General features: G+C 59.8%; 26 protein-coding genes and 1 riboswitch. Of the genes, 19 read left to right on the plus strand and 7 right to left on the minus strand.

All coding sequences use genetic code 11. The features are described 5' to 3' along the window. Nucleotides 1-11: 11 nt before the first annotated feature. The 3 genes from RHM68_RS08235 (at nucleotide 12) to RHM68_RS08245 (ending at nucleotide 2058) form a co-directional block, all read left to right on the plus strand. A complete protein-coding gene (locus tag RHM68_RS08235; protein WP_322221729.1) occupies nucleotides 12-635 on the plus strand; it encodes a C40 family peptidase in 624 nt (207 codons plus the stop codon). A gap of 220 nt (nucleotides 636-855) precedes the next feature. After that, complete coding sequence (locus tag RHM68_RS08240; RefSeq protein ID WP_322221731.1) at nucleotides 856-1392, plus strand: C40 family peptidase; 537 nt, start codon at nucleotides 856-858, stop codon at nucleotides 1390-1392. 12 nt (nucleotides 1393-1404) lie between these two features. After that, entirely contained in the window at nucleotides 1405-2058 is a 654-nt protein-coding gene (locus RHM68_RS08245) for a class I SAM-dependent methyltransferase (protein WP_322221734.1), read from the plus strand. A gap of 60 nt (nucleotides 2059-2118) precedes the next feature. On the opposite strand, the gene RHM68_RS08250 is transcribed toward RHM68_RS08245, so the two are convergent. Then, on the minus strand, nucleotides 2119-3432 hold the full coding sequence (locus RHM68_RS08250; RefSeq protein ID WP_322221736.1) for a sorbosone dehydrogenase family protein: 1314 nt from the start codon (nucleotides 3430-3432) through the stop codon (nucleotides 2119-2121). 70 nt (nucleotides 3433-3502) lie between these two features. After that, nucleotides 3503-4087 carry a hypothetical protein gene (locus tag RHM68_RS08255; RefSeq protein ID WP_322221738.1) on the minus strand — a complete coding sequence of 195 codons (585 nt, stop codon included), beginning with the start codon at nucleotides 4085-4087 and terminating at the stop codon, nucleotides 3503-3505. Between the two features lie 154 nt (nucleotides 4088-4241). After that, nucleotides 4242-4477: riboswitch (cobalamin riboswitch) on the plus strand. A 79-nt stretch (nucleotides 4478-4556) separates the two neighbouring features. On the opposite strand from RHM68_RS08255, the gene cobO reads away from it, so the two are divergent. From cobO to RHM68_RS08325, 14 genes are all read left to right on the plus strand, one after another. After that, a complete protein-coding gene (gene cobO, locus RHM68_RS08260) occupies nucleotides 4557-5168 on the plus strand; it encodes a cob(I)yrinic acid a,c-diamide adenosyltransferase (RefSeq protein ID WP_322221741.1) in 612 nt (203 codons plus the stop codon). A 10-nt stretch (nucleotides 5169-5178) separates the two neighbouring features. After that, nucleotides 5179-6579, plus strand: coding sequence for a cobyrinate a,c-diamide synthase (locus RHM68_RS08265; RefSeq protein ID WP_322221743.1), 1401 nt, complete (start codon nucleotides 5179-5181; stop codon nucleotides 6577-6579). After that, nucleotides 6576-7226 (plus strand): 5,6-dimethylbenzimidazole synthase, encoded by a 651-nt coding sequence (bluB, locus tag RHM68_RS08270; protein WP_322221745.1) that lies wholly within the window; start codon nucleotides 6576-6578, stop codon nucleotides 7224-7226. Before RHM68_RS08265 ends, bluB begins: the two co-directional genes overlap by 4 nt. Beyond that, complete coding sequence (gene cbiB, locus RHM68_RS08275; RefSeq protein WP_322221747.1) at nucleotides 7223-8131, plus strand: adenosylcobinamide-phosphate synthase CbiB; 909 nt, start codon at nucleotides 7223-7225, stop codon at nucleotides 8129-8131. The genes bluB and cbiB overlap by 4 nt, the downstream gene beginning before the upstream one ends. Beyond that, nucleotides 8124-9116: a threonine-phosphate decarboxylase CobD gene (cobD, locus tag RHM68_RS08280; protein WP_322221749.1), complete on the plus strand. Its 993-nt coding sequence runs from the start codon at nucleotides 8124-8126 to the stop codon at nucleotides 9114-9116. The genes cbiB and cobD overlap by 8 nt, the downstream gene beginning before the upstream one ends. Then, nucleotides 9113-10564 carry a cobyric acid synthase gene (locus tag RHM68_RS08285; protein WP_322221750.1) on the plus strand — a complete coding sequence of 484 codons (1452 nt, stop codon included), beginning with the start codon at nucleotides 9113-9115 and terminating at the stop codon, nucleotides 10562-10564. The genes cobD and RHM68_RS08285 overlap by 4 nt, the downstream gene beginning before the upstream one ends. 67 nt (nucleotides 10565-10631) lie before the next feature. Beyond that, a complete protein-coding gene (cobU, locus tag RHM68_RS08290; protein WP_322221751.1) occupies nucleotides 10632-11153 on the plus strand; it encodes a bifunctional adenosylcobinamide kinase/adenosylcobinamide-phosphate guanylyltransferase in 522 nt (173 codons plus the stop codon). Beyond that, entirely contained in the window at nucleotides 11150-12205 is a 1056-nt protein-coding gene (cobT, locus tag RHM68_RS08295; RefSeq protein WP_322221752.1) for a nicotinate-nucleotide--dimethylbenzimidazole phosphoribosyltransferase, read from the plus strand. The genes cobU and cobT overlap by 4 nt, the downstream gene beginning before the upstream one ends. Continuing rightward, nucleotides 12202-12777 carry an alpha-ribazole phosphatase family protein gene (cobC, locus tag RHM68_RS08300; protein ID WP_322221754.1) on the plus strand — a complete coding sequence of 192 codons (576 nt, stop codon included), beginning with the start codon at nucleotides 12202-12204 and terminating at the stop codon, nucleotides 12775-12777. Before cobT ends, cobC begins: the two co-directional genes overlap by 4 nt. Nucleotides 12778-12779: 2 nt before the next feature. Further along, nucleotides 12780-13511, plus strand: a complete 732-nt coding sequence (locus tag RHM68_RS08305; protein ID WP_322221756.1) for an adenosylcobinamide-GDP ribazoletransferase — start codon at nucleotides 12780-12782, stop codon at nucleotides 13509-13511. A 108-nt stretch (nucleotides 13512-13619) separates the two neighbouring features. Beyond that, entirely contained in the window at nucleotides 13620-14024 is a 405-nt protein-coding gene (locus RHM68_RS08310) for a MarR family winged helix-turn-helix transcriptional regulator (protein ID WP_322221758.1), read from the plus strand. Between the two features lie 52 nt (nucleotides 14025-14076). Beyond that, nucleotides 14077-15285 carry an MFS transporter gene (locus RHM68_RS08315; RefSeq protein ID WP_322221760.1) on the plus strand — a complete coding sequence of 403 codons (1209 nt, stop codon included), beginning with the start codon at nucleotides 14077-14079 and terminating at the stop codon, nucleotides 15283-15285. Next, on the plus strand, nucleotides 15282-15404 hold the full coding sequence (locus RHM68_RS08320; protein WP_322221762.1) for a hypothetical protein: 123 nt from the start codon (nucleotides 15282-15284) through the stop codon (nucleotides 15402-15404). The genes RHM68_RS08315 and RHM68_RS08320 overlap by 4 nt, the downstream gene beginning before the upstream one ends. A 56-nt stretch (nucleotides 15405-15460) precedes the next feature. After that, nucleotides 15461-16012: a glutathione peroxidase gene (locus RHM68_RS08325; protein WP_322221764.1), complete on the plus strand. Its 552-nt coding sequence runs from the start codon at nucleotides 15461-15463 to the stop codon at nucleotides 16010-16012. A gap of 93 nt (nucleotides 16013-16105) precedes the next feature. Here the strand turns inward: RHM68_RS08325 and RHM68_RS08330 are convergent, their stop codons facing one another. From RHM68_RS08330 to RHM68_RS08340, 3 genes are all read right to left on the minus strand, one after another. Next, nucleotides 16106-17377, minus strand: coding sequence for an OmpP1/FadL family transporter (locus tag RHM68_RS08330; RefSeq protein ID WP_322221766.1), 1272 nt, complete (start codon nucleotides 17375-17377; stop codon nucleotides 16106-16108). A 146-nt stretch (nucleotides 17378-17523) separates the two neighbouring features. Continuing rightward, complete coding sequence (locus RHM68_RS08335; RefSeq protein ID WP_322221768.1) at nucleotides 17524-18006, minus strand: hypothetical protein; 483 nt, start codon at nucleotides 18004-18006, stop codon at nucleotides 17524-17526. 274 nt (nucleotides 18007-18280) lie between these two features. Beyond that, nucleotides 18281-18505 carry a hypothetical protein gene (locus tag RHM68_RS08340; RefSeq protein ID WP_003204606.1) on the minus strand — a complete coding sequence of 75 codons (225 nt, stop codon included), beginning with the start codon at nucleotides 18503-18505 and terminating at the stop codon, nucleotides 18281-18283. 1007 nt (nucleotides 18506-19512) lie between these two features. Here RHM68_RS08340 and RHM68_RS08345 point away from each other — a divergent pair. Together RHM68_RS08345 and rmuC are read left to right on the plus strand one after the other, a co-directional pair. Next, nucleotides 19513-19836 carry a sel1 repeat family protein gene (locus RHM68_RS08345; RefSeq protein ID WP_322221774.1) on the plus strand — a complete coding sequence of 108 codons (324 nt, stop codon included), beginning with the start codon at nucleotides 19513-19515 and terminating at the stop codon, nucleotides 19834-19836. 175 nt (nucleotides 19837-20011) lie between these two features. Beyond that, nucleotides 20012-21376: a DNA recombination protein RmuC gene (gene rmuC, locus RHM68_RS08350; protein ID WP_322223733.1), complete on the plus strand. Its 1365-nt coding sequence runs from the start codon at nucleotides 20012-20014 to the stop codon at nucleotides 21374-21376. 60 nt (nucleotides 21377-21436) lie between these two features. Here the strand turns inward: rmuC and RHM68_RS08355 are convergent, their stop codons facing one another. Together RHM68_RS08355 and RHM68_RS08360 are read right to left on the minus strand one after the other, a co-directional pair. Next, a complete protein-coding gene (locus tag RHM68_RS08355; RefSeq protein WP_322221776.1) occupies nucleotides 21437-24907 on the minus strand; it encodes a NahK/ErcS family hybrid sensor histidine kinase/response regulator in 3471 nt (1156 codons plus the stop codon). 125 nt (nucleotides 24908-25032) lie between these two features. Further along, nucleotides 25033-25587, minus strand: a complete 555-nt coding sequence (locus RHM68_RS08360; RefSeq protein WP_322221778.1) for a TetR/AcrR family transcriptional regulator — start codon at nucleotides 25585-25587, stop codon at nucleotides 25033-25035. Nucleotides 25588-25748 lie beyond the last annotated feature (161 nt).

Below are 25748 nucleotides of genomic sequence, written 5' to 3' on the forward strand. Positions count from 1 at the left end.
CGGTCGTGCCCATGCTAAATCGCTTCGCACCCCTCGTGCCTCTCGCACTCGTCACCCTGTTGTTTGGTTGCGCTGCTCACTCTCCAGTGTCCCAGCAAGAGCAGCAACAGCAGGTTAAAAACTCTGCTACCGCCCAGTCTTCCGTTATTTACCAGGAAGAAATGGCCACCGAAAAAGAACTGGCAAGCTTCGCCGATGGCAAGTCTTACCAGCTTCCGGTTCTGGCCGACAGCATCCTTGAACGAGGCATGTCCCTGATCGGTACCCGTTACCGTTTCGGCGGCACCTCTGAAGCTGGCTTCGACTGCAGCGGCTTCATCGGTTACCTGTTCCGCGAAGAGGCGGGCATGAACCTGCCGCGCTCCACCCGCGAAATGATCAACGTGGATGCGCCACTGGTTGCTCGCAACAAGCTCAAGCCAGGTGATTTGCTGTTCTTCGCCACGAATGGCCGTCGCGGTCGCGTCAGCCACGCCGGTATCTACCTCGGTGATGACCAATTCATCCACTCCAGCAGCCGCAAAAGCGGTGGTGTGCGGGTTGATAGCCTAGGCGACAGTTACTGGAGCAAAACCTTCATCGAAGCTAAGCGCGCACTCGCGATGGCGCCCACCGTCGTCACTGCTCGCAAGTAATCGGCCGAATTGTCGTCAGATATTGACGACAAAAGCCCTCTTGGCAAGCGAGTAGGCGGATAGTTTGTAAGGTGAACTTAAAGTCTTACTTGAAGTTTGGCTCATAGGCGCTAGAATCCTGATCTATTATTGATGGCAAACCGCCTGCGCTCTGCGCCGGCGGTTTTGTTTTCTGCCTTCCCGGCAGAAAAAGCCGCAGCCAGATCAGGGTGTTCTGCTTATGACGATGTCGGCCCGCCTCACACTTATGCTCTTGGCAGCGCTGCTCAGCGGCTGTGCCAGCCGAACGCCTCCTCCTGCGCCAGTGGTTCGTGCCCCGCTTGTTTTCGGCTCCTCGCAAGCATTCTCGCCTGAGGCAGAAGACGTGTTGTTTCGCGCCTTGGGTCTCGTGGGTACGCCTTATCGCTGGGGCGGCAACACGCCAGACTCCGGTTTTGATTGCAGTGGGCTGATCGGCTATGTGTACCGCGACGTCGCAGGCATTTCCCTGCCGCGCTCCACCCGCGAGATGATCGTCATGCAGGCGCCGAATGTGGGCAAAGAAGGCCTGCAAACCGGTGATCTGATCTTCTTCGCCACCAATGGTGGTTCTCAGGTCAGTCACGCGGGCATCTACGTCGGCGAAGGGCGCTTCGTCCATGCGCCTGCCACCGGTGGCACGGTGAAGCTCGATAGCCTGTCCAAAGCCTACTGGCAGAAGGCATATCTGAGTGCCAAACGCGTTTTGCAGCCTGAGCATCTGGCACGTAACCCCTAGTCGAGAGTTGCCATGACCGCTCGCACGCTCAACCTCGATGATGCCCTGTATCGCTACGTACTCGACGTCTCCCTCAGGGAAACGCCGTTGCTCAAGCGTTTGCGCGATGAAACTCAGGCGTTGCCCATGGCGCGCTGGCAGGTGGCACCGGAGCAGGGGCAGTTTCTTGCGCTGTTGGTCAAACTCACGGGCGCCAGGCGTTTGCTGGAAGTCGGTACCTTCACCGGTTACAGCGCCCTGTGCATGGCGGCAGCGTTGCCCGATGACGGCTCGCTGATCTGTTGCGATATTGCGGGTGACTACAACGCCATCGCGCTTCGTTACTGGCAGGAGGCCGGGCTTGACGGGCGAATTGAGCTGCGCCTGGCGCCTGCTCTGGACACCTTGGCCACGCTTGAGACGCTCGGTTCGTTCGACCTGATTTTCATTGACGCTGACAAGGCTAACTACCCGTGCTACTTGGAGCATGCGTTGCGTTTGCTACGTGTCGGCGGCCTCGCGGTGTTCGATAACACGCTGTGGAGCGGGAGAGTGCTTGAGACTCATCCGGACAGCGCAGACACCCGAGCCATCCAGGCGCTCAACCTCGCCTTGAAGGATGACGCACGAGTCGATCTGTCGTTATTACCGTTGGGGGATGGGTTGACCCTGTGTCGCAAGCGCTGACGCCAATTAATGTGGGAGCGAGCCCGCCCCCACATTTGCCACGTATTGGCAGTCAGCGTGTTATTTAGCGGCCGAAACCCGCCACACCTTATTCCCCACGTCGTCCGCCACCAGTAAGTCCCCCTGCTGATCGATCACCACGCCCACCGGCCGGCCCATGGCATTTTCGTCTTTGTCGAGGAAGCCGGTCAGTACATCCATCGGCTGCCCGTTGGGTTTGCCGGCCGCGAACGGTACGAAAATCACCTTGTAGCCACTGTGTGGTTTGCGGTTCCAGGAGCCGTGCTGACCGATGAAAGCGCCGTTGGTAAACGGCGCTGGCAGTTTGCTGCCTTGGGCGAAGGTCAAACCCAGCGAGGCCGTGTGAGGGCCAACCGCGTAATCCGGCGCAATGGCTTTTGCAACCAGGTCCAGGTTCTGTGGCGTGACGCGCACGTCGACATGTTGGCCGTAGTAGCTGAACGGCCAGCCATAGAACGCGCCGTCCTTGACTGAGGTGATGTAGTCCGGCACCAGGTCACTGCCGATTTCGTCGCGCTCGTTGACGGCGGTCCAGAGCGCACCGCTGGTCGGTTCCCAGCTCATGCCGTTGGGGTTGCGAAGGCCGGAGGCAAAAATCCGGTGCTTGCCGGTGGCGCGGTCCACCTCCCAAATGGCAGCGCGACCTTCTTCGGCGGCCAGACCGTTTTCGCCAACATTGCTGTTGGAGCCGACGGTGACGTACAGCTTGCTGCCGTCCTTGCTGGCGATGACGTTTTTAGTCCAGTGATGGTTTATCGTGCCGCCCGGCAAATCGACGACTTTGGTCGGCTGCGCAGTGATGGATGTTTCGCCGTCCTTGTAAGGAAAGCGGAGCAACTTGTCGGAGTCGGCGACGTAAAGATCGTTGCCGACCAATGCCATGCCGAATGGCGAGTTGAGATTTTCCAGGAATACGGTGCGCGTTTCGGCGACGCCGTCGTGGTCTTTGTCGCGCAACAGCGTAATACGATTCGCGCTTGGGACGCCGGCACCGGCGCGGCCCATGACTTTCTTCATGACCCAGCCGCGGATGCCAGTGGCGTCATCAGGTTTGGGCGGGGCGTTGGTTTCAGCCACCAGTACGTCGCCATTGGGCAATACGTATAGCCAGCGCGGGTGATCCAGGTTTTCGGCAAAGGCAGCGACCTTCATGCCCTGGGCAGCTTTGGGAGTCACACCATTCGCCCAGCCGACCGCCGGGGCGATGTTCACCGTCGGAATCAGGGTCTTGTTCGGTTCCGGCAGCGTGGGCGACGGTCCGGTGCCGTCCGAGACTTGCAGGCGGGAGGACTCACCGCAGGCGGCGAGCCCTCCGGCGAGGGCGATGACGAAAACGAACTGAGGCTTGAGCATGCTGATCTTCTTCCCTATGAATGCAGTGTCCTATTCATAGAGAAGCGTAGACGTTCGATGGTTCAACCCATTAGCCACGCGCTTCCTTGAACAGTACGGCGATGCCGGGGTGATAGTGACCTGCTTCGTTGCGCAATTTGCGGTAGGCGTAGGGGAAATACCAGGCCACGGCGCAGGTATGTTCTTTTTGCAGGTCGTCGACCATGTCCTGGAGTTCTTCCGGAGTGGCACTGTGCTGGCTCTTGTGGGGTGCAACGAACAGGCAGCCGAGCTTCAGGTCGCTGGCGTGGCTGATACGCTTGGCGTCACTGGCAATGTCCTGAAGGGCTTGCTTGAGGTTCAGGTTGTTGACTCGGGGCCAGCGCTGGGTGGTCTGGAGCCAGGCACGTTCTTCATGGGTAGCGATCAACAGGTCGGTGCGCGCGTTGCGTTCGCCGTCTTCGGTCTGTTTACGGGTCGGGGCCTGTTGCAGTGTGACCATTTCGGCCATCCAGGCCGCCGCCGATAGCAAGCCGAGATTGGCTTTTTCGTCGTGCCAATACGGTGTGTCTGCATCGCCGCGTATGGCGTTGTAGCGGTCGATACAGTCAATCCAGCGTTCCAGCAGTGGACGCAAGAATTCCAGCTTTGGATTGCTGATGATCATGCCTTGCATGGGACTCGTCCTTGTTATTGTGGTGTCGATGTGTGGCTCTTTGATATCACTGCGCTCAGTGTGGCACAAGATTGGCGCCAGTAAATTGATCGACAGCAGTTATTCGCCCAGCGGCGTCCCGTCTTCAATTGACGCTCCACCCCCAACCCTCTAACCTTCGCGGCTTGTTTCAGGTGCTCTGTGGCTGCGGTCGACAGGGTGAAACAGGGAAGCCGGTGAGTGAGTTATGTCTGTCTATGAAAAACCACGATCCCGGCGCTGCCCCCGCAACGGTAAATGAGTGAAGGCTGTGCCTTGAGCCACTGTGCCGTTTGTCGGCATGGGAAGGCGCGCAGTCAGGCGTGATGCCGCTCATGAGCCCGGAGACCGGCCTGATCCATCCAGCGGCATCACGGTGGGCGATGCCAGGCTTTTTGCCGTCTATTCTTGTGCCTGCCCGCCGTTATCCAGCCTCAACGGAGAGCTTCCCATGACCGATACCCCCGACCGTGACGAACGCCATTTGGCGCGCATGTTGCGCAAAAAAGCCGTGATCGATGAACGCATCGCTAATTCGCCGAATGAGTGCGGCCTGCTGCTGGTGTTGACCGGTAACGGCAAAGGCAAAAGCAGTTCGGCTTTCGGCATGCTCGCCCGATCCATGGGGCACGGCATGCAGTGCGGCGTGGTGCAGTTCATCAAAGGGCGCCACAGCACGGGCGAAGAGCTGTTTTTCCGTCGTTTCCCGCAGCAGGTGCGTTTTCACGTGATGGGCGAGGGCTTCACCTGGGAAACCCAGGACCGCCAACGTGATATTGCTGCCGCCGAAGCGGCGTGGGCCGTCTCTCGCGAACTGCTGAGCGATCCGTCGATTGGTCTGGTGGTGCTCGATGAGTTAAACATCGCCCTCAAGCACGGTTACCTCGACCTCGATCAAGTGCTCAGCGACTTGCAGGCCCGTCCACCAATGCAGCACGTGGTCGTCACCGGTCGCGGCGCCAAGCCGGAACTGATTGAACTGGCTGACACCGTCACCGACATGGGCGTGGTCAAGCACGCGTTCCAGGCCGGGATCAAAGCGCAAAAAGGCGTCGAGCTGTGAATACTACTTTATGAAAAACAGTCGTCACTGCCCGGCGGTATTGATTGCCGCGCCGGCTTCCGGTCAGGGCAAGACCACCGTCACCGCCGCACTGGCCCGTTTGCATCGGAATCAGGGGCGCAAGGTTCGCGTGTTCAAATGCGGCCCGGACTTTCTTGACCCGATGATTCTTGAGCGCGCCAGTGGCGCGCCGGTCTATCAGCTGGACATGTGGATGGTCGGCGAGCAGGAAAGTCGTAGGCTGTTGTGGGAAGCGGCGGCTGATGCGGACCTGATTCTGATCGAAGGCGTCATGGGCTTGTTCGACGGTACGCCATCCAGCGCCGACCTGGCGCGACACTTCGGCGTGCCGGTGCTTGGCGTGATCGATGGCACCGCAATGGCCCAAACCTTTGGCGCTTTGGCCCTTGGACTGGCGCGTTATCAGCCGGACTTGCCCTTCGCGGGGGTGTTGGCCAACCGCGTGGGTACGTTGCGTCATGCGCAACTGCTTGAAGGCAGCCTGACGGAGGGCTTGCGCTGGTACGGCGCGTTGTCGAGGGAAACCGGCATCGAATTGCCGAGTCGCCATTTAGGCCTGGTTCAGGCCAGTGAGTTGAATGACCTCGATCTGCGCCTTGATGCAGCGGCCAATGCGCTGGCCTCCAGTTGCGAAGTGGCGCTGCCGCCGGCCGTCGAGTTCGCGGTCCCGGATGTGATCGCTGTCGAGCCGTTGCTCGCGGGTGTGCGCATTGCCGTGGCCCGTGACGAAGCATTTGCCTTCATCTACGGCGCGAGTCTGGATCTATTGCGAGCGATGGGCGCCGAGTTATCGTTTTTCTCGCCGATCCGCGACACCCAGTTGCCGCCCGCCGACAGCCTGTATCTGCCAGGCGGCTACCCCGAGTTGCACCATGTGACGTTGTCACAGAACACCTCGATGCTGAACGCGATCCGTGAGCACCATGCTGCCGGTAAGCCGCTGCTGGCTGAATGCGGCGGCATGCTGTACCTGCTCGATTCGTTGACCGATGTTGACGGCGCGCGTGCAGAAATGGTCGGCCTGCTGGCGGGGGACGCCGTGATGCAAAAGCGTCTGGCGGCGTTGGCCCTGCAAGCGGTCGAGTTACCAGAAGGATTGTTGCGCGGGCACACCTATCACCACTCGTTGACCAGCACGACGCTTGAGCCGATTGCCCGGGGCCTTAGCCCTAACGGTGGGCGCGGCGCGGAGGCGGTTTTCCGGCAGGGGCGGATGACCGCTTCGTATGTACACTTTTATTTCCCGTCCAATCCGGCGGCGATTGCTGCGCTGTTTGCGCCTGACCCTGAGGTCGTTTTCGCAAGCAGACTCGCTCCCACCGGTGAGCAGGTTCTTTGCGTCAGCACCGCTTCACAGGGGGGAGCGGGCTTGCCCGCTAAGAGGCCGTGACCGATAACGCATTCGGTGAAGCCGAACGCGCGGCCGTCTACCGAGCCATTGCCGAGCGCCGTGACATGCGCCACTTCAGCGGCGGAGTGGTTGAGCCCGCGTTACTGCGGCGCTTGCTTGAAGCCGCACATCAGGCGCCGAGTGTCGGCCTGATGCAGCCGTGGCGCTTCATTCGTATCAGCGACCGGGCCTTGCGCGGCAAGATCCAGCAACTGGTCGAGGAAGAACGTATCCGCACCGCCGAAGCCCTTGGCGAGCGTACCGACGAGTTCATGAAGCTCAAGGTCGAAGGCATCAACGACTGCGCTGAGGTGCTGGTAGCCGCGTTGATGGACGACCGCGAGCGCCACATCTTTGGTCGCCGCACGCTGCCGGAAATGGACATGGCTTCGCTGTCCTGCGCGATTCAGAACCTCTGGCTGGCGTCTCGTGCCGAAGGCCTGGGCATGGGCTGGGTGTCACTGTTTGAGCCGCAAGCCTTGGCGGACTTGCTAGGGTTGCCGCCCGGTGCCAAGCCGTTGGCGGTGCTTTGCCTGGGGCCGGTCGAAGCCTTCTATCCGGCGCCGATGCTGGTGCTTGAAGGGTGGGCGCAGGCACGTCCACTCAGTGAGTTGCTGTATGAAAATTATTGGGGAGTGAGTCAATGAGTGTGGCGTTGTTGAGTGTCGCCGCAGTGGCGCTGGACGCGCTGCTGGGTGAACCCAAACGCTGGCATCCGCTGGTGGCGTTCGGCGGTTTTGCGGATCGCATCGAGCAACGTTTCAACTCTGGCGGTCGCGGCTGGCGCAGTCATGGCGTCACGGGTTGGGTGATCGCCGTCCTGCCGCTGACCTTGCTGGTGACTGCGCTTTCTTGGGCGCCTTATGTTGGCTGGATGGTAGAGATTCTGGCGCTGTATTGCGCGCTGGGCATGCGCAGCCTGGGCGAGCACGTTGAGCCAGTGGCCAAGGCCTTGCGCGAAGATGATCTGGACGAGGCGCGCAAGCGTGTCGGCTACCTGGTCAGCCGTCAGACCAGTGAACTGGATAAAACCGAAGTCGCCCGCGCCGCCACCGAGTCGGTGCTGGAAAACGGCAGCGACGCAGTATTCGCCGCGTTGTTCTGGTTCGCCGTGGCGGGCGCGCCAGGCGTGGTGCTCTATCGACTGAGCAACACTCTGGATGCGATGTGGGGTTATCGCAACGAACGTTTCGAACGATTCGGCTGGGCGGCGGCGAAAGTCGATGACGTCCTCAACTACATTCCTGCACGGTTGGTGGCATTGACCTATGCGCTGCTTGGCAAAACCCGGCTGGCGCTTAAATGTTGGCGCACCCAGGGTCCGACCTGGGACAGCCCAAATGCCGGGCCGGTGATGGCTGCCGGTGCCGGTGCGCTGGGTGTCGAATTGGGCGGGGCGGCGATTTATCACGGTGAGCTGCATCAGCGTCCGTCACTGGGCGAAGGCGCACCGGCCGACGCCGACGCCATTGATCGTGGCTGGCAACTGGTCCAGCGCGGCGTATGGTTATGGCTGCTGATTCTCTGCGTGGGGGCTGAGTTATATGCTTGAGCACGGTGGCCGGTTGCGCAAGGCGGCGCTTGACTATGGCATCGCCGAAGCCGATTGGCTGGACCTGTCCAGTGGGCTTGCGCCCTGGCCGTTTCCGGTGCCGCAAATTCCATTGCGGGACTGGGCCCGTTTGCCGGAAACCGACGATGGCCTGGAGCAGGCCGCTTGCGACTATTACGGTGCTGCCCATGTGCTGCCGGTCGCTGGTTCGCAAATGGCGATTCAGTTGCTGCCGCGTTTACGTCGTGCCGGCAAGGTCGGCGTGTTGTCGCCGTGCTATGCCGAACACGCCGAAGCGTGGCGGCGTAGCGGTTACAGTGTGCGCGAAATGCTTGAGCAGGAAGTCGACTTTTTCCTCGACAGTCTCGACGTACTGGTGGTAGTCAACCCGAACAATCCAACGGGGCTCAGCCTGACGCCAAGTCGCTTGCTGGAGTGGCACTCGCGGCTGGCCCAGCGCGGTGGCTGGCTGGTGGTGGACGAAGCCTTCATGGACAACACACCGCAAATGAGCCTGACACCGTTTGCCCATCAGGTCGGTTTGATTGTGTTGCGCTCGTTCGGCAAATTTTTCGGCTTGGCCGGGGTGCGCCTCGGTTTTGTGGTGGCCGAGCGCAAGTTGCTTAAGTTGCTGGCCGAGCAAGTGGGACCATGGGCGGTCAGCGGGCCGACGCGGACGGTGGGGCAGAGGTGCCTGGAGGATTTTGAAGGGCATGCCCGGCAACGACTGCGCAGCGAACAGGCTAGCCAGCGATTGGCCGTGCTCCTTGAGCGTAATGGCTTCAAGCCGCAAGGCGGTTGCGCGCTGTTTCAATGGCTGATTAGCGACCGCGCTGAGGCGCTGCATCAATTTATGGCGCGGCGCGGCATCTTGCTGCGGTTGTTCACTCATAACAGCAGCCTGCGTTTCGGTTTGCCGGCCAGTGAAGCCGAAGAGGCCCGTCTCGAACAGGCTCTGCACGCTTATACCAAGGAAATTCAATGACTACGTTGATGGTGCAAGGCACCACGTCCGACGCTGGCAAAAGTACGCTGGTGACGGCGCTGTGTCGTTGGGTGACTCGTCACGGCGTGCGGGTAGTGCCGTTCAAGCCGCAGAACATGGCGCTGAACAGTGCTGTAACCGCCGATGGTGGCGAAATCGGTCGCGCCCAAGCGGTGCAGGCTCAGGCTGCCAACCTTGAACCGCACACCGATATGAACCCGGTGTTGCTCAAACCCAACAGCGACACCGGTGCTCAAGTCATCATTCATGGGCGTGCCGTCACCACCATGAACGCCGTCGCCTATCACGATTACAAAGCCATCGCGATGCAAGCGGTGCTGGCTTCCCATGAACGGCTGAGCGCCGCCTATCCGGTGGTGATGGTCGAGGGGGCCGGTTCGCCGGCCGAAATCAATTTGCGTGCCGGCGACATCGCCAACATGGGATTTGCCGAAGCTGTGGATTGTCCGGTGGTGTTGATCGCCGACATTAATCGTGGCGGGGTTTTTGCGCACCTGGTGGGGACGTTGGAACTGCTATCACCCAGCGAGCAGGCGCGGGTCAAAGGTTTCATCATCAATCGTTTTCGGGGTGACATTGCCTTGTTGCAGCCGGGTCTCGATTGGCTGGAAGCGCGCACCGGCAAACCGGTAATCGGCGTCTTGCCCTACGTGATGGACTTGCACCTGGAGGCCGAAGACGGCCTTGATCAACGCCAGATCGACAAGGCTGAGCAGGTGTTGAAGGTGGTCGTGCCGGTACTGCCGCGCATCAGTAACCACACCGATTTCGATCCGTTGCGTCTGCACCCGCAGGTAGACCTGCAATTCGTTGGTCCTGGTCAGCCGATTCCAAGCGCTGACCTAATCATCTTGCCCGGCTCGAAAAGCGTGCGCAGCGACCTCGCGTACCTGCGGGCCAACGGTTGGGACACAGCAATCTCTCGCCACTTGCGCTACGGCGGCAAAGTTTTGGGGATTTGCGGTGGCCTGCAAATGCTCGGCGAGCAGGTTCACGACCCGTTGGGCCTTGAAGGCGCGCCGGGTTCGAGCGCCGGTCTGGGCTTGCTGGCCTTCGAAACCCAGCTTGAAGACGAGAAGCAGTTGCGCAACGTTAGCGGACAGTTAGCCTTGGAGAATGCCGAGGTCAGCGGCTATGAAATTCATGCTGGCGTCACCACGGGGCCGGCATTGGAGCATTGCGCGGTGCAGCTGGATGACGGTCGCTGCGACGGCGCGCAAAGTCCTGATGGGCAGATTTTTGCGACGTATCTGCATGGGCTGTTCGAGTCGCCGGCGGCGAGCAGCGCGCTGTTGCGCTGGGCCGGTTTGCAGCATGTGCAAAGCGTGGATTACCACGCCTTGCGCGAGCGCGATATTGAGCGGTTGGCGGACTTGGTGGAAAAGCATCTCGATACTCGATTACTGCGTGAACTTTGCGGGTTTTAGTGTGGATTTAATGGCCTCTTCGCGAGCAGGCGTCAGTAGTCTCACCGCCCATATAAAGGAATAAAGCATGCTGCAACTGATCCTCGGCGGCGCCCGCTCCGGTAAAAGTCGCCTGGCTGAAAAGCTCGCCACAGACAGTCAACTCCATGTGACTTACATCGCCACCAGCCAACCGCTGGATGGCGAAATGAACGAGCGGGTGGCGCATCATCGCGCGCGGCGTCCGGCCGAATGGGCGTTGATCGAAGAACCGCTTGAACTGGCCCGTACCCTGCGCGAAAACGCCCGCGCCGACAGTTGCATGCTGGTGGATTGCTTGACCCTGTGGCTGACCAATCTGCTGATGCTCGATAACCCCGAGCGCTTGGCCGCTGAGCGTGAAGCGTTGCTGGACTGCCTGGCGACGTTGCCAGGTGAAATTATTTTTGTCAGCAACGAGACCGGAATGGGTGTCGTGCCGCTGGGCGAATTGACTCGCCGCTATGTCGATGAAGCCGGTTGGCTGCATCAAGCCTTGGCTGAACGCTGTCAACGAGTCGTTCTGACCGTCGCCGGCCTGCCCCTGACTTTGAAAGGTACTGCGTTATGACTCAATCCTGGTGGCTGAACCCCTGCAAGCGAATCGATGCGGCAGCCGTTGAACAGGCGATGGCCCGTCAACAGCAATTGACCAAACCCGCCGGCTCCCTCGGTCGGCTGGAGTCAGTAGCGGTGCAATTGGCCGGGTTGCAAGGGCAGGTCAAACCGAGTCTTGAGCGGTTGTGGATCGCCATTTTTGCCGGTGACCATGGTGTTGTGGCTGAGGGTGTGTCGGCGTTTCCGCAGGAAGTCACCGGGCAGATGCTGCACAACTTCGTCAGCGGCGGCGCGGCCATCAGCGTGTTGGCGCGGCAGTTGGGCGCACAGCTTGAAGTGGTTGATCTGGGCACCGTCACGCTTTCGTTGAACTTGCCAGGTGTGCGGCATCTGAATGTCGGCCCCGGTACTGCGAACTTTGTGACGGGCGCGGCGATGACCACTGTGCAGGGCGAACTTGCCCTGCAGGCTGGCCGTGACAGCGTGCAGCGCGCCATCGCGGCGGGGGCGCAGTTGTTCATCGGCGGCGAGATGGGCATCGGCAATACCACGGCCGCCAGTGCTTTGGCGTGTGCGTTGCTGGATTGCCCGGTCGTGCATCTCGCCGGGCCGGGCACGGGGCTCGATGCCGCCGGTGTCAGCCATAAAGCGCAGGTCATCGAGCGCGCCTTGGCACTGCACGGTGCGGAGCGGGGAGACGCGTTGAAAACCTTGTTCAACCTCGGCGGCTTTGAGATCGCGGCACTGGTCGGCGCTTACCTGGCTTGTGCTCAGGAGGGCGTCGTGGTGCTGGTGGACGGCTTTATTTGCAGCGTCGCCGCGTTGGTCGCCGTGCGTTTGAATCCAGAGTGTCGCCAGTGGTTGCTGTTTGGCCATCGCGGCGCTGAGCCGGGCCATCGGCATGTGCTGGAAACCCTGGGCGCTGAGCCGCTACTGGACCTAGGTCTGCGTCTGGGCGAGGGCAGTGGCGCGGCATTGGCCGTGCCGTTGCTGCGTTTGGCCTGCGCCCTTCACGGGGACATGGCGACGTTCGCCGAAGCGGCGGTCGCGGATCGCCCGGCATGACTTTGTGCCTTGATCTGTTGCGCCACGGCGAAACCGAACTCGGCGGTGGCTTGCGCGGTAGCCTCGACGATGCATTGACTGCCAAGGGCTGGGCACAGATGCGTGCCGCAGTCATCGACCAAGGGCCTTGGGACCGCTTGGTCAGCTCGCCGTTGCAGCGTTGCGCACGGTTCGCCGATGAGCTGGGGGCGCAACTCGGTTTGCCGGTGCAGCTCGATAAAGACCTGCAAGAATTGCACTTTGGCGCGTGGGAAGGGCAGAGCGCAGCGGACCTGATGAAAACCAGTGCCGATGCGCTGGGGTTGTTCTGGGCCGATCCCTACGCCTTTACGCCTCCAGAGGGCGAGCCCGTTACGGATTTTTCGGCGCGGGTACTGGCTGCTGTCGCGCGGTTATACGCGGCTTATGCCGGCGAGCGGGTGTTGCTGATCAGCCATGGCGGCGTGATGCGCTTGCTGCTGGCTCAGGCCCGAGGCCTGCCCCGTGAGCAGTTGCTCAACGTTGAAGTGGCTCACGGTGCATTGTTTTCGCTGGAGGTTGAATCCGGCGGCGTGTTGAAGGCAGTGAGCTGAGCATGCTGCCGTTCTGGATCGCCCTGCAATTTTTGAGTAGCCTGCCGATTCGTTTGCCAGGGATGCCGGCGCCTCAGGAGTTGGGGCGCTCGTTGCTGTTTTATCCGTTGGTGGGGTTGTTGTTCGGCGCGCTGCTGTGGGCGCTCAATGGGCTGTTGCTCGGGACACCCTTATTGCTTCACGGCGCGTTGCTGCTAACGGTTTGGGTGGTACTTAGCGGCGGGTTGCACCTCGACGGATTGGCGGACAGTGCCGATGCCTGGCTCGGCGGTTTCGGCGACCGTGAGCGCACACTGACCATCATGAAAGACCCGCGCAGCGGTCCGATTGCCGTGGTGACGCTGGTGTTGGTGTTGCTGCTGAAGTTTGCCGCGTTATTGGCACTGATCGAGCAGGGGCATGGCGTTGTTTTGATCATTGTTCCGCTGGTGGGCCGCGCCGCACTGCTGGGCTTATTCCTGACCACGCCGTATGTACGTGCCGGTGGTCTGGGGCAGGCGCTGGCTGATCATTTGCCGCGCAAGAGGGGCTGGCAGGTGCTGGTGGTAAGTGCATTGGCCTGTGTCTTTATCGCAGGGGCGAGTGCCGTATTGGCCCTGTTGCTGGCAGTGGCCATCTTTGTCTGGTTGCGGCACGTCATGCGGCGGCGGTTGGGCGGGACCACCGGCGATACGGCGGGGGCGCTGCTGGAATTACTGGAAATGGCGTTGCTGGTGGGGTTGGCGTTGGTCTGATGGTGTTGCTGCTAAGGTGCCGATGGTGCATGGCCGAGCAGTGTTGATCGACCCGCTCACAGCTATTTGTAACTTGATTTAACACACTCGCGGGTATATACACGCACTATGCTTGATTCCCAATGTTTATGTGTCAATCTGCGTCGCGCCGCTCGTGGCGTCAGCAGGCATTACGACGGCGCTCTGGATGGCTTCGGAATCAACGTTGCCCAGTATTCTTTGCTGTGTAATTTGCAACGGCTTGATCAACCGAGTATCTCCACCCTGGCCGAAGCAATGGGGCTGGACCGCAGCACCCTGGGACGCAATTTGCGTGTGCTGGAGGGTGAGGGTCTGGTGACGTTGGTTGAGGGCGCGGACATGCGTAATCGCATCGTCGTGCTCACTGAGGCCGGTACTGCACGCCTGGCGGCAGCACTGCCGGCGTGGGAAGCGGCGCAACAACGGTTGATCGACCGATTGGGCGCCGAAAAACGCGAAACCTTGCTGCGACTACTGGACGAACTGGCGTAACGCCAGTTAGTTCGAGCTTAAGCGGGTATATACCCGCTATCGGAGAATAAGAATGGCATCTATGTGGCGTACCTGTGGCTGGGTGTTGTTGGGGAGTGCGCTGATTCTGGCGTTGTCGCTGGGCGTGCGACACGGCTTCGGGCTGTTTCTGTCCCCCATGAGCGCCCAGTTTGGCTGGGGTAGAGAGGTGTTCGCTTTTGCGATTGCCTTGCAGAACCTGATCTGGGGTCTGGCGCAGCCTTTCACCGGCGCCCTGGCCGACCGCTTTGGTGCGGCAAAAGTGGTAGTAATCGGTGGTGTGCTGTACGCCGCAGGCCTGGTGTGCATGGGCTTGTCCGACTCGGCGGTGACCTTGTCCCTGAGTGCCGGTTTGTTGATTGGTATCGGCCTGTCCGGTACCTCGTTCTCAGTGATCCTGGGCGTGGTGGGACGTGCGGTGCCGCCGGAAAAACGCAGCATGGGCATGGGCATCGCCAGCGCCGCCGGTTCATTTGGCCAGTTCGCCATGGTGCCCGGCACGCTGGGGTTGATCGGCTGGCTCGGCTGGTCCGCTGCGTTGTTGGCGCTGGGCCTGTTGGTGGCGTTGATCGTGCCGCTGGTGAGCATGCTCAAGGACAAGCCTTTGCCGGTACTCGGCCATGAGCAGACGCTGTCCGAGGCCCTGCGTGAGGCGTGCTCCCATTCCGGGTTCTGGTTGCTGGCTTTTGGTTTTTTTGTTTGCGGTTTCCAGGTGGTGTTCATTGGTGTGCATCTGCCCGCCTATCTTGTGGACCAGCATTTGCCCGCCACCGTCGGCACCACGGTGCTGGCACTGATCGGGCTGTTCAATATTTTTGGTACTTACACCGCGGGTTGGCTCGGTGGGCGAATGTCCAAACCGAGACTGCTTACGGGTCTGTACCTATTACGAGCGGTGGTGATCGGGTTGTTCCTGTGGGCACCGGTCACCACCACCAGCGCGTATCTGTTCGGCATGGCCATGGGCTTCCTCTGGTTGTCCACCGTGCCTTTGACCAACGGCACGGTGGCAACCTTGTTCGGTGTGCGCAACCTGTCCATGCTCGGTGGGATCGTTTTCCTGTTCCACCAGCTCGGTTCCTTCCTCGGCGGCTGGTTGGGCGGCGTGGTGTATGACCGCACAGGGAGCTATGACTTGATCTGGCAGGTGGCAATACTTTTGAGTCTGATGGCAGCCGCCCTTAATTGGCCGGTGCGTGAGCGACCGGTGGCGCGATTACAAACTCAGTTGAGTGCCCTGTGAGCAATCTTTGGCCGCAAATCGCTGTCATTGCGTCCTGTGTCTTGTTGTTGGCGCTGGCGTGGTGGGGCTGGCATCGGGGCGGGCTGGCGTTGATGCAGTTGGGCATGGGGGCTTGCTAGCCAGGCGCGAGGGCGAGTAACTTCGTTGCCTGACTTTTTTTCAAGGATGCCCCGACATGTTGAGGCGCTGGTTTGCAGTCCCTGCGTTGCTGATGGCGTTGAACGGTTTAGCCTACGGGGCCGAGTGCCCGGAATTGTTACAGGGGTCGTTGCCCAAATTGCGCGCCAAGGAAACCATCGATCTTTGCCAGCGTTTTGCCGGCAAGCCGCTGGTGGTGGTCAATACGGCGAGCTTCTGTGGTTTCGCCCCACAGTTCAAAGGCCTTGAGGCGTTGTATCAGCGTTATAAGGGGCAAGGGCTGGAGGTGATCGGTGTTCCGTCCGATGACTTCAAGCAGGAGTCCAAGGACGGCGAGGAAACCGCCAAGGTTTGCTACGTCAACTACGGCGTGACCTTTACCATGACGGAGCCACAGGCCGTGCGCGGTGATGAGGCGACGCATCTGTTCAAGGTTCTTGCCGAACAGAGTAGCGCCCCCAAGTGGAATTTCTATAAGTACGTGGTCGATCGCCAGGGCAAGGTGATTGCCCATTTCTCCAGCCTGACCAAGCCCGACAATCCTGAGTTCATAGAAGCCGTAGAGAAAGCGCTGGCCTCGAAGCCCTGATCGGCGTTCACTAAAAAGCCCCGTCTCTGTAAAAGAGTGCGGGGCTTTTTCAATTCAGGCGGCGAGTGGTTCAGGCTCGCCGTGAATCATCCATCAGAAGCGGTAGGTTGCGCCTACACCAAAACCGTTCGCCCAGTTTTGATACTTGGCGTCATAGCTTTGGCCTTGGGCGTTGGTGTTCGACACCTTGACCGACTCTTCACGCAGGTACGAATAGGCCATGTCGATGGTCAGGTCGTCCGTTGGGCTCCAGCCAGCACCGAAGCTGATTGCTTTGCGATCGCCTGTCGGGATACGCGGGGAGCGATCGACGTTGTTGGTCGGTGACTGATCGACCGACAAACCGGTGCGCAGCACCCACTGCTTGTTCAACTGGTACGAAGCACCGATGGCGTGAGCCCAGGTGTCATGCCATTTCTGTTCTTCGGTAATGGTGCCGAATTGACCGTTGAGGCTGCTTGGAACACCGGTGTTCTCGATGGTGATCGCTTGCAGGCGGCTCCAGCGAGTCCAGGTGCTGCCGGCGTAGACGGTCCACTTGTCATCGATTTGATGAGTGACCGAGAAGTCCACCGATTCAGGCGTAGTTAGGCCCAGCGAAGCATCGTACTTTTGGGCCGGGTTCTGGCCGATAAGGCCCAAGACGCCATAGTTGACTTCGGTGTTGCCTTTGAGCTTGTACGTCACCTTCGAGTGATAGGTCAGGCCAACGCGAGTGTTGTCAGTTGCCTGGACCAGCACACCAACGTTGTAGCCCAGCGCGGTGTCGTCGCCCTTGACCTTGACCTTGCCATCGGGAGCGGCCTGGGTAATCGACAGGTTCGATTCCAGGGTGCCGTCGATGCGGTTGATCGTCGGGCCGAAACCGATCGAGACCTTATCGTTGAAGGCGTAGCTGACAGTTGGTTGCAAAGTGATGACTTTGACGTCGCTCTTGCTACCGAAATAGCGGCCGGCAAAGCCGCTTTCATAGTCGGTCACCAGGCCGAACGGCGCGTACATGCCGATACCGAATGCCCAGTGGTCATCAATCGGTTTGACGTAGTAGCCCATCGGTACAGCGATGAACGGCACCATGTTGCCATCGTTGCTGCCGCCGTTAGGGCTGGAGCTGGCTTTGCTGATGTTGGTGTGTGCGTCGAGCATTGCAGCACCGCCGGAGACTTGTTCGCGCTTGATGCGCGACATGCCGGCAGGGTTGCCATAAATAGTGCTTGCGTCATCGGCAGATGAAGATCGCCCGGCAAAACCTGTGCCCATCCCGCTGATACTTTGTTCGTTGATGGCAAAGCCAGCTGCGAAGATCTGGGTGGATGCCAAGGTAACGGCGAGACTAAGGGTGGTTTTGAGCATTACTTTTTTCATTATTAGAACTCCTGGTGATCACCGGGGCGAAAATTACCAACATTTTCGTTCCAGCGCTATAGGCTGTATGGCTTGAGTTAGAGCGGTTTTGTAGGACAATCCGACCAGATTCGCCACCCGTTGTGCGATTTTGTAAAAGTGACCGCTCAGCAAGCGACTTGATTCAGGGATGAAACACAGGTCTGCCAAGCGCAGATGAAGTCACGCAAGCGTCCTTGGGGTTGAAAGGTCTGGCGCCAGATTCGGGCCATTCCCAGCAGGTCGCCTGCGGCTGGGAGTGGAGTTTGCTGTTCTTCTATCAGCAGCCATGCAATGGCTGTCGCGTAGCGCAGATTGACGGTCAATTCGAGGTGCGGTCCGCTCAAAAAAGCATGCTGACTGGCCAGGCCGCGTACCAGGCTTGCCCGTTCCGGGTCCAATGCCAGGTAGTGATCCCAAAGGGCTTGATGGCGGGGCTCGGTGATTCGATACAGGCCGTGGCCACGACGGTCGTGCAGGGCGGAGCCAAGGGCTGATTGGCTGGCGGCGATGCCGAGTAACAAGGCTTCAGCCGTCACGCTGTGGCGTCCGAGGTAAATCAGCGTCGGACGAATCACATAGCGCGACAGTTCGCTGGCGGCGATACCCATAAAACCCTCGAGGCAAGAAATGGGCGGCGATACCTGAAGGGGCTTTGGCAGCGGTGAATCGACTCAGGCTCGCCGGGAGCGGATCAAGCCACTCGAGTTGAAGTGTAGTGTCATATTCGCGCTGTAAAGGTCTGTTTTTAAAATATTTCCGGCTTCGAGTTATAACCGTTATATCGGTTAGTGCTTAAGCCGACACGCGTTAAAGAGAAATATTGGGCAATAAAAAACCCTGCTTTTCGGGCAGGGTTTTTGAGTTTTCAGCCGTTCTGGCGTCTCAGGCAACCAGTGCCTGGCGAGTACGTTCGATCACAGCCTGCAGCGGCTCGGCGCTGGAGTATTGATCGGGGTACAGGCGTTCGCTGTGACGAGCGATGCCGTGTTCATTGACCAGAGTGAAGCTGAAGCAGCCTTTGCGAGCGGCCATGATCAGGCAGTTCATTGGGGCAAAAGCGTTAGTTAGGGTGCGAATTGCATCCTGAGCGTGGATTTGAGTAGACATGTTTATTGGGTGTTCCTACAAATGACACGGTTAAGAACCGTGCAACGTTAAAACGTTCCAGTGACGACGACCACCATTGGTCGAACGAAGAACCCGACTGGAACAAAGCAGCCAGTTTGAAGCGCTAATAGTTTGGCGCGCTTTGGCTGGCAGGTAGGTACTTAGGAGGGCAGGCAACACATCAAGGGCAAAGGTTCTGGGCCCAGGGTGAAGATCCTGATCAATTTGCAGGTTGGTTCGGTCAGAGTAAGTGAGCTTCGCAACACCCTTTGCATTCGATTCAAAGGCAGTGTTGACGCAAGGTTTACCTGGAAACCATCGAGGTGATCGGTCCCGCTTTATCGGTTGAGGCTTCTCTAGGGAAGGCTGACCGTGGGGATTTGTTCGACCAGAATTGACTTTCAGCTTGGTACTAACGCCGCGGATACTAACTGACTGGGATTTGGAATGGAAGCGCGGAAGCAAAAAAATTCAGTTTTGGCGAAAAAATACGTTATTCAAGCGTTGGCGGTGTGGCTCAGATCGCTGAAAACACAGGGCGAGCCCTCAGCATCAGGCTCAAAACCTGACCGTTGATCGATAACCGTTGCCCGCACTCGGTGAGCCTGCAGAGGCCTTGATCGAGACAAATCCTGCGTTTGGACTTAAAAATGCGCCGAAAAGGAGCATCGTTATAACCGTCTCCGAGGTACTTGTGCACATAAGTTGCGCAGGCTGTCACCGCAGTGTCACCTTACCCTCAAGCGCAGTGGGTGCCTGTAACGCAAATTTAAGTCAATGAAAAACATCGCTTTTTTTTGTTGGTGAAAAAATCGTCAGTTTGACTGCGAGCCCCATTCCACAGGGGTTTGCGAGAGTTCAAGGACGGTTGTCCACTGAGTTATCCACAGCTTCTGTGGATTGTCCCAGGCACTTGCTCTAGGACGGGCGTGCAGGGTTTTTTCAACTTTACCTGTGCGGAAAAAAGAGTACAGTTGCGCGCCTCCCGATCTGCCCTACAGTGTTTTATGAAGTTTCGCTCAGTATCAGTTTCTGTTACCGCCGCACCCTCCAGTGTTACCCCTTCCAGGCGTTTTTCGCTGCGTGTGGCCGAGTGGTTGCTGGACAGCCCGCGCCTGGGCCGCAACCCTAACGTCAAACACTTTGCTGGCCTCTTGCTCAAGCAACCTGCTCGCGAAGGCGTCGTGGCGGCGCAAAGTCGTCTCGGTCAATTGATGTGCCGTGAATGTGGCAACGCCCGCGATCGGCGCATTGGTCAGGAGCTGCTGCGTCAGGCTGCCCGTGCAGGTGATTCGCGTGCGCTGAGTGAACTGGGGCTGATCGAAGACTGAGCTGTCCAAGACCTGACGCCTTGGTTAACCTTCAAGCTTTATCTCATCGGCAGGAGTGGCTATGGCTATGGACTTGACCAGCATATTGCTCGGTCTGGTGGGTGCTGCGCTGCCGTTAATGGTGCTGGCCTGGCAAATTCAGCGTCGGGCGAGTGCCGTGCAGGCCACGTTGGCGTTGCAGGAAGAGCGTCTGGCCATGGCCCAGTTGGCTCAGGATGGTTTGAGCGCTCAGCTCGATGCTTGCCGCGATGAAATCGGTGATCTGAGCCAGGCCAACGCCGCCAAGCAAGCTGACCTGGCGGCGCTGCGCCGTGAAGTCGAGCTGTTGCAGATTGAGCGCGATGATGCGCGCGATGCGTCCCATGCCTGGAATATCGAGCGTGCTGGCAAAGAGGCTGAGTTACGGCGTCTGGACGCCCAGGCCGCTTCGCTCAACGCCGAATTGCGTGAACAGCAAGAGAGTCACCAGCAACGCCTCAATGACCTTCAGGGCTCGCGAGACGAGCTGCGTGCGCAGTTCGCGGAACTGGCGAGCAAGATTTTCGACGAGCGTGAGCAGCGCTTTGCCGAAACTAGCCAACAGCGACTCGGTCAGTTACTTGATCCCTTGAAGGAGCGCATCCAGTCCTTTGAAAAACGTGTTGAAGAAAGCTATCAGGCCGAAGCCCGCGAGCGTTTTTCCCTGGCTAAGGAGTTGGAGCGTCTGCAACAGCTCAACCTGCGCCTGAGCGACGAAGCCACTAACCTGACCCGTGCCCTGAAAGGGCAGAAGACCCAAGGCAATTGGGGCGAGCTGATTCTCGAACGGGTGCTGGAGCACGCCGGGCTGGAAAAAGGCCGGGAGTACCAGACCCAGGTCAATCTCAAGGGACCGGATGGCGAGCGTTTTCAGCCGGACGTCATCATCTATTTACCCGGCGACAAGCAAGTGGTGGTCGACTCCAAGGTCAGCCTCACCGCTTATCAGCAGTACGTGGCAGCTGAAAGCGAAGCCAGCGGCCAGGTCGCCATCAAGCAACACGTGTTGTCGCTGCGCAATCACGTCAAAGGTTTGTCCGGCAAGGACTATAAGCGCCTGGACGGCCTGCATAGCCTGGATTTTGTCTTGTTGTTCGTGCCAATCGAAGCGGCGTTCTCGGCGGCATTGCAGGCTGAGCCGACGCTGTTTCAGGAGGCGTTCGATCGCAATATCGTGATCGTCAGCCCGACGACGTTGTTGGCCACCTTGCGGGTTATCGACAGCCTCTGGAAGCAGGAGCGCCAGAGCCAGAATGCTCGCGAAATCGCCGAGCGGGCAGGCTGGCTGTACGACAAGTTTGTGTTGTTCATTCAGGACCTGGACGAAGTCGGCAATCGCTTGCAGCAACTGGACAAGGCCTACAGCTCGGCGCGTAACAAGCTGACAGAGGGACGTGGCAATCTCGTCAGTCGCAGCGAGCAGCTCAAGTTGCTGGGCGCGCGCGCGAGCAAGAGTTTGCCAGCGGACCTGCTGGAGCGGGCGATGACTGATGCTGATGGGCTGGCCGAATTACCGGATTAGTCGAGTTGCCCTTAGGGGGATAGGCTCCCTTACCCCGGATTTGGGTTCGCCATGCCTGTATTACAGCGGTAAATGCCGGCTAAGTAGAGCGCGCAACGCCGCTGGTTTCACCGGTTTGGCCAGGTAATCCAGCCCCGCCGCGTGAACCTGAGACACGGTTTCCGGTCGTCCATCGGCACTGATGACCACTCCCGGTACGGGCTCACCCAAGGTCGTGCGCAACCACGCCATCAACTCGGTCCCGGTTTCGCCGTCGTCCAGGTGGTAATCCACCAGCGCCAACTGTGGCCGCACGCCATCGCTGAGCAGCGCTGCGCACTCCTGGCGATTGCGTGCGGTCCAGACCTGGCACCCCCATCGCGTCAGCAAACTGTTCATGCCGATCAGGATGCTGTCTTCGTTGTCGACGCACAGCACCTGCGCGCCGGTGATTAATGTGCCGCTGAGTTCGGCGACCTTTGCGGGCGCGGCGGTCTGCGACTTGGCCACGGGGACGCTGACACTGAATACACTGCCACGACCTGGCCAGGAGCGCACACGCAAGGTGTGCCCTAGCACCCGGCACAACCCATCGGCAATTGCCAAGCCCAGCCCCAAGCCTTTTTCGGCGCGGGTCTGATGACTGTCGAGGCGTTTGAACTCCTCGAAAATGACCTGTTGTTTATCTTCCGGAATCCCTGGGCCACGGTCCCAGACTTCCAGGCACAGCTCGCCCTGACGCCTGCGAACGCCCAGCAGCACCGGACCTTTGGCATAACGAAAAGCGTTGGTGAGGAAGTTCTGCAAGATCCGGCGCAACAGTTTGATGTCGCTGTCGATCCGCAGCGTGCTGCCCCGCAGCCGAAACTTCAGGCCCTGTTCCTGAGCTTGTGCCTTGAATTCCGCACCGAGGATGTCGAACAGCTCGTTGAGTACGAATGGTTTCGGGTCTGGGTTGATCTTGCCGTTTTCCAGGCGGGAAATGTCCAGCAAATCGCTGATCAGGTCCTCGGCTGAGCGCAATGAACTGTCCAGGTGCTGCACCAGCTTCTGTGCCTCGACCGACAAACCGTCGTCCTGATGGGTGAGGGCGGCGGAGAACAGTCGTGCGGCATTCAGCGGTTGCATCAGGTCGTGACTGACCGCTGCCAGAAATCGCGTTTTTGATTGGTTGGCTGACTCGGCGGTGCCCTTGGCTTCGGTCAGGGCCACGTTGAGCTGCGACAGTTCGTGAGTGCGCTCGGTGACTCGCTGTTCGAGGCCTTCGTTGGCTTCGGTCAGCGCCTGCTCCGCCTCGCGAAACGCGGTGATGTCGGTAAAACTCATGACGAAACCGCCGCCGGGCATCGGGTTGCCGATCAGCTCGATCACCCGACCGTTGGGGAACAAGCGTTCAGAGGTGTGGGCGCGCCCCTGGCGCATCCAGTGCAGACGACGGGCGACGTGAACTTCCGCCTCACCAGGGCCGCACAGCCCGCGCTCGGCGTTGTAGCGAATGATGTCGGCAATCGGCCGGCCAACGCTGATCAGGCCGTCCGGGTAGTTGAACAGTTCCAGATAGCGGCGGTTCCAGGCCACCAGTTTCAGCGACTGATCCACAACGCTGATGCCTTGGGTGATGTTCTCGATGGCGCCTTGCAGCAATGCACGGTTGAACTGCAACACTTCCGAGGCCTCATCGGCAATTCGGACGACATCCTCCAGTTGCATTTCCCGACCTTCAATTGCGGCTTTTACCACGGCGCGCGTCGAAGATGCGCCCAGCACGCCGGCCAGGAGCCGTTCGGTATGAGCGATCCATTCACCATCGGCATTCTGGTTAGGATTGAAGCCTTTGCCCTGGCGGTACGCGAATCGAATAAAGCTCTGGCGCGCGCGCTCTTCGCCGACGAAGCGGGCGGCCAGTTGCAGTAAGTCGTCGATCTGTACCGCCAGCATTGAGCGGGCGCTGGGCCGGGCGCTGATTTCCTGGCCAATGAATCGCCCAGCCTGCCAGTGCTCTGAGACGCGCGTGCGCGAGAGCACCGAGACCCAGGCGAACAAGGTGAAGTTGCCCGCCAGCGACAACACTACGCCTTGGGTCAGTGGGGTAATGGGCAGGTGCAGCGGGTTGCCGTGCAGCCAGGCCAGGCCCGGAAAACTGCTTAGAGACCAGCCGAGACTGCGGGCGGCAATCGGCAGAATCAGCGTGTAAAACCAGAGGAATGTCCCGGCCGCGAGGCCGGCAAATACACCCCGGCGGTTGGCCTGTTTCCAGTACAGCGCGCCGAGCATGGCCGGTGCCAATTGCGTCACGGCGGCGAAGGCGATTTGGCCGATGGTGGCCAGGCTTGCGGTAGAGCCCAGCAGGCGATAACTGACATAGGCCAGCAGCAGAATCACCACGATGCTCACCCGGCGTACCGAGAGCATCCACTGGCGGAACACTTCGAATGGCCGCTCGGCGTTGTTACGGCGTAGCAGCCACGGCAACAACATATCGTTGGACACCATGGTTGATAGCGCCACGCTGGCCACGATCACCATGCCAGTGGCTGCCGAGGCACCTCCGATAAACGCCAGCAGTGCGAGGGCCGGGTGGGCTTGCGCCAGCGGCAGGCTGATGACGAAAGAGTCGGGCAGCACGGAGGCGGGCAGGAGCATCTGCCCCGCCAACGCGATCGGGACCACAAACAGTGCCGCCAACGCCAGGTAGGCCGGGAACACCCATTTCGCCAGGCGCAAATCCTGTGGCTCGATGTTTTCAACCACGGTGACGTGGAACTGCCGAGGCAGGCAGATGATCGCCATCATCGCGACGCCGGTCTGCACCACCATGGAGGGCCAGTTGATGGTTTCTTTCCAATATTCTTCGAGGCGTGGCGCGAGCATGGCCTGATCAAACAGGTCGTCGAAACCGTCGTAGAGGCCGTAGGTCACGAACGCGCCGACCGCGAGAAACGCGAACAGTTTGACCAGTGATTCAAAGGCAATCGCCAGCACCATGCCGCGGTGGTGTTCCGTGGCATCGAGGTTGCGCGTGCCGAAGACAATAGTGAACAGCGCCAGCACCAGCGACACGATCAACGCGGTGTCCTGGGCGCGCGTGCCCATGGCATCTGCACCGGCGCCGATCAACAGGTTGACCCCCAGGACAATGCCTTTGAGCTGCAGCGCGATGTAGGGCAAAACGCCCACCAGGCAGATCAGCGCTACCACCACCGCCAACGACTGCGACTTGCCATAGCGCGCGGCGATAAAGTCGGCGATGGAGGTGATGTTCTCCTGTTTGCTGATCATCACCATTTTTTGCAGCACCCATGGCGCGCAGACCAGCAGCAGGATGGGCCCCAGGTAGATCGGCAGGAATGACCACAGTTGTTCGGCGGCCTGGCCAACGGCGCCAAAAAAAGTCCAACTGGTGCAATACACCGCCAGCGACAGGCTATAGACCCACGCACGCACACGCGGCGGCAACGGCTTGCTGCGACGGTCGCCATAGAAGGCGATGGCGAACATGATGGCCATATAGGCCAGGGCAACGGCGGCGATCAGCCCGCTGGACAGCGACATGGAAACTCCTGGCAAAAGAGAAGCCCGAGACTCCCGCCCGGCCCGACAGTCTCGCACGATGGCAAAGGTTCGTCAGTGTCGACCAAGGTCGCGGCGTGGCGGGGTGTCGCAGCGGGCGATGTCAGCTAGGCGTTGGCGCTAATCTCCGTTCTTAGCGCCAGTTCGATCAACCGATGCAACTCATCAATCTCCAGTGCCGCTGCCGAAAACAGGATGCGAAACACCGTTGGCGCCACTACTACGTTGATCAGGTGATCAACGCTAGGCTTCGGCTCGCCAGGATAACGATCCAGAATCGTCTGCAACTGTGCGCCAATGATTGCCACGCAATACCCCGGTGTGGCGCTGGATTGCACGTCACGCATCATGTGGCGACCGGGCTCGGAACTCATTTCGTCCAGATATTGCTCGGCCCAGGCCCGCACATCGCCGTGCAGGGTGCCGGTGTTAGCCGGTTCGTTGTCCGGGCGCATGCGGGCGAGCGCCACGTCGGCCAGCAGCGCTGCCAAATCACCCCAGCGCCGATAAATGGTCGACGGCGTAACGCCTGCGCGGGCGGCGATTTGGGGCACGGTCACGGTGCTGCGATCTTGTTCTTGAAGAAGATCGCGGACGGCCGAGTGAATGGAATCCTGAACCCGCGCACTGCGGCCGCCGGGTCGTAACGTGGGACCTGTCATCAGTGAGTTCCTTTGTCGCGCCGGGCCTGCGGTGGCTCAGGCCAAGGTGCGAGGCGTGTGGTTTTTTTCAAATGACTGACGAACAACGCCTGCCTGCACCGCGAAGCAATAACGGATGTCAGGACCTGAAGCGCAGGCGTCGGACCTTAACACAAAGAATT

It is taken from the genome of Pseudomonas sp. DC1.2 (genome assembly GCF_034351645.1).
Classification (GTDB): domain Bacteria; phylum Pseudomonadota; class Gammaproteobacteria; order Pseudomonadales; family Pseudomonadaceae; genus Aquipseudomonas.

What these genes read in the sequence shown, in the direction of transcription:
- RHM68_RS08345 (WP_322221774.1), top strand. Translation starts at nt 19,513, where the DNA reads ATGAAGTTTCGCTCAGTATCAGTTTCTGTTACCGCCGCACCCTCCAGT.
- RHM68_RS08315 (WP_322221760.1), top strand. Translation starts at nt 14,077, where the DNA reads ATGGCATCTATGTGGCGTACCTGTGGCTGGGTGTTGTTGGGGAGTGCG.
- cobD (WP_322221749.1), top strand. Translation starts at nt 8,124, where the DNA reads ATGCTTGAGCACGGTGGCCGGTTGCGCAAGGCGGCGCTTGACTATGGC.
- RHM68_RS08235 (WP_322221729.1), top strand. Translation starts at nt 12, where the DNA reads ATGCTAAATCGCTTCGCACCCCTCGTGCCTCTCGCACTCGTCACCCTG.
- RHM68_RS08335 (WP_322221768.1), bottom strand. Translation starts at nt 18,006, where the DNA reads ATGGGTATCGCCGCCAGCGAACTGTCGCGCTATGTGATTCGTCCGACG.
- RHM68_RS08355 (WP_322221776.1), bottom strand. Translation starts at nt 24,907, where the DNA reads ATGTCGCTGTCCAGCGGGCTGATCGCCGCCGTTGCCCTGGCCTATATG.
- RHM68_RS08340 (WP_003204606.1), bottom strand. Translation starts at nt 18,505, where the DNA reads ATGTCTACTCAAATCCACGCTCAGGATGCAATTCGCACCCTAACTAAC.
- RHM68_RS08265 (WP_322221743.1), top strand. Translation starts at nt 5,179, where the DNA reads ATGAAAAACAGTCGTCACTGCCCGGCGGTATTGATTGCCGCGCCGGCT.
- RHM68_RS08305 (WP_322221756.1), top strand. Translation starts at nt 12,780, where the DNA reads ATGCTGCCGTTCTGGATCGCCCTGCAATTTTTGAGTAGCCTGCCGATT.
- RHM68_RS08330 (WP_322221766.1), bottom strand. Translation starts at nt 17,377, where the DNA reads ATGAAAAAAGTAATGCTCAAAACCACCCTTAGTCTCGCCGTTACCTTG.
- RHM68_RS08255 (WP_322221738.1), bottom strand. Translation starts at nt 4,087, where the DNA reads ATGCAAGGCATGATCATCAGCAATCCAAAGCTGGAATTCTTGCGTCCA.
- RHM68_RS08240 (WP_322221731.1), top strand. Translation starts at nt 856, where the DNA reads ATGACGATGTCGGCCCGCCTCACACTTATGCTCTTGGCAGCGCTGCTC.
- cbiB (WP_322221747.1), top strand. Translation starts at nt 7,223, where the DNA reads ATGAGTGTGGCGTTGTTGAGTGTCGCCGCAGTGGCGCTGGACGCGCTG.
- RHM68_RS08325 (WP_322221764.1), top strand. Translation starts at nt 15,461, where the DNA reads ATGTTGAGGCGCTGGTTTGCAGTCCCTGCGTTGCTGATGGCGTTGAAC.
- cobO (WP_322221741.1), top strand. Translation starts at nt 4,557, where the DNA reads ATGACCGATACCCCCGACCGTGACGAACGCCATTTGGCGCGCATGTTG.
- RHM68_RS08360 (WP_322221778.1), bottom strand. Translation starts at nt 25,587, where the DNA reads ATGACAGGTCCCACGTTACGACCCGGCGGCCGCAGTGCGCGGGTTCAG.
- RHM68_RS08250 (WP_322221736.1), bottom strand. Translation starts at nt 3,432, where the DNA reads ATGCTCAAGCCTCAGTTCGTTTTCGTCATCGCCCTCGCCGGAGGGCTC.
- RHM68_RS08285 (WP_322221750.1), top strand. Translation starts at nt 9,113, where the DNA reads ATGACTACGTTGATGGTGCAAGGCACCACGTCCGACGCTGGCAAAAGT.
- cobC (WP_322221754.1), top strand. Translation starts at nt 12,202, where the DNA reads ATGACTTTGTGCCTTGATCTGTTGCGCCACGGCGAAACCGAACTCGGC.
- RHM68_RS08310 (WP_322221758.1), top strand. Translation starts at nt 13,620, where the DNA reads ATGCTTGATTCCCAATGTTTATGTGTCAATCTGCGTCGCGCCGCTCGT.
- cobU (WP_322221751.1), top strand. Translation starts at nt 10,632, where the DNA reads ATGCTGCAACTGATCCTCGGCGGCGCCCGCTCCGGTAAAAGTCGCCTG.
- cobT (WP_322221752.1), top strand. Translation starts at nt 11,150, where the DNA reads ATGACTCAATCCTGGTGGCTGAACCCCTGCAAGCGAATCGATGCGGCA.
- RHM68_RS08245 (WP_322221734.1), top strand. Translation starts at nt 1,405, where the DNA reads ATGACCGCTCGCACGCTCAACCTCGATGATGCCCTGTATCGCTACGTA.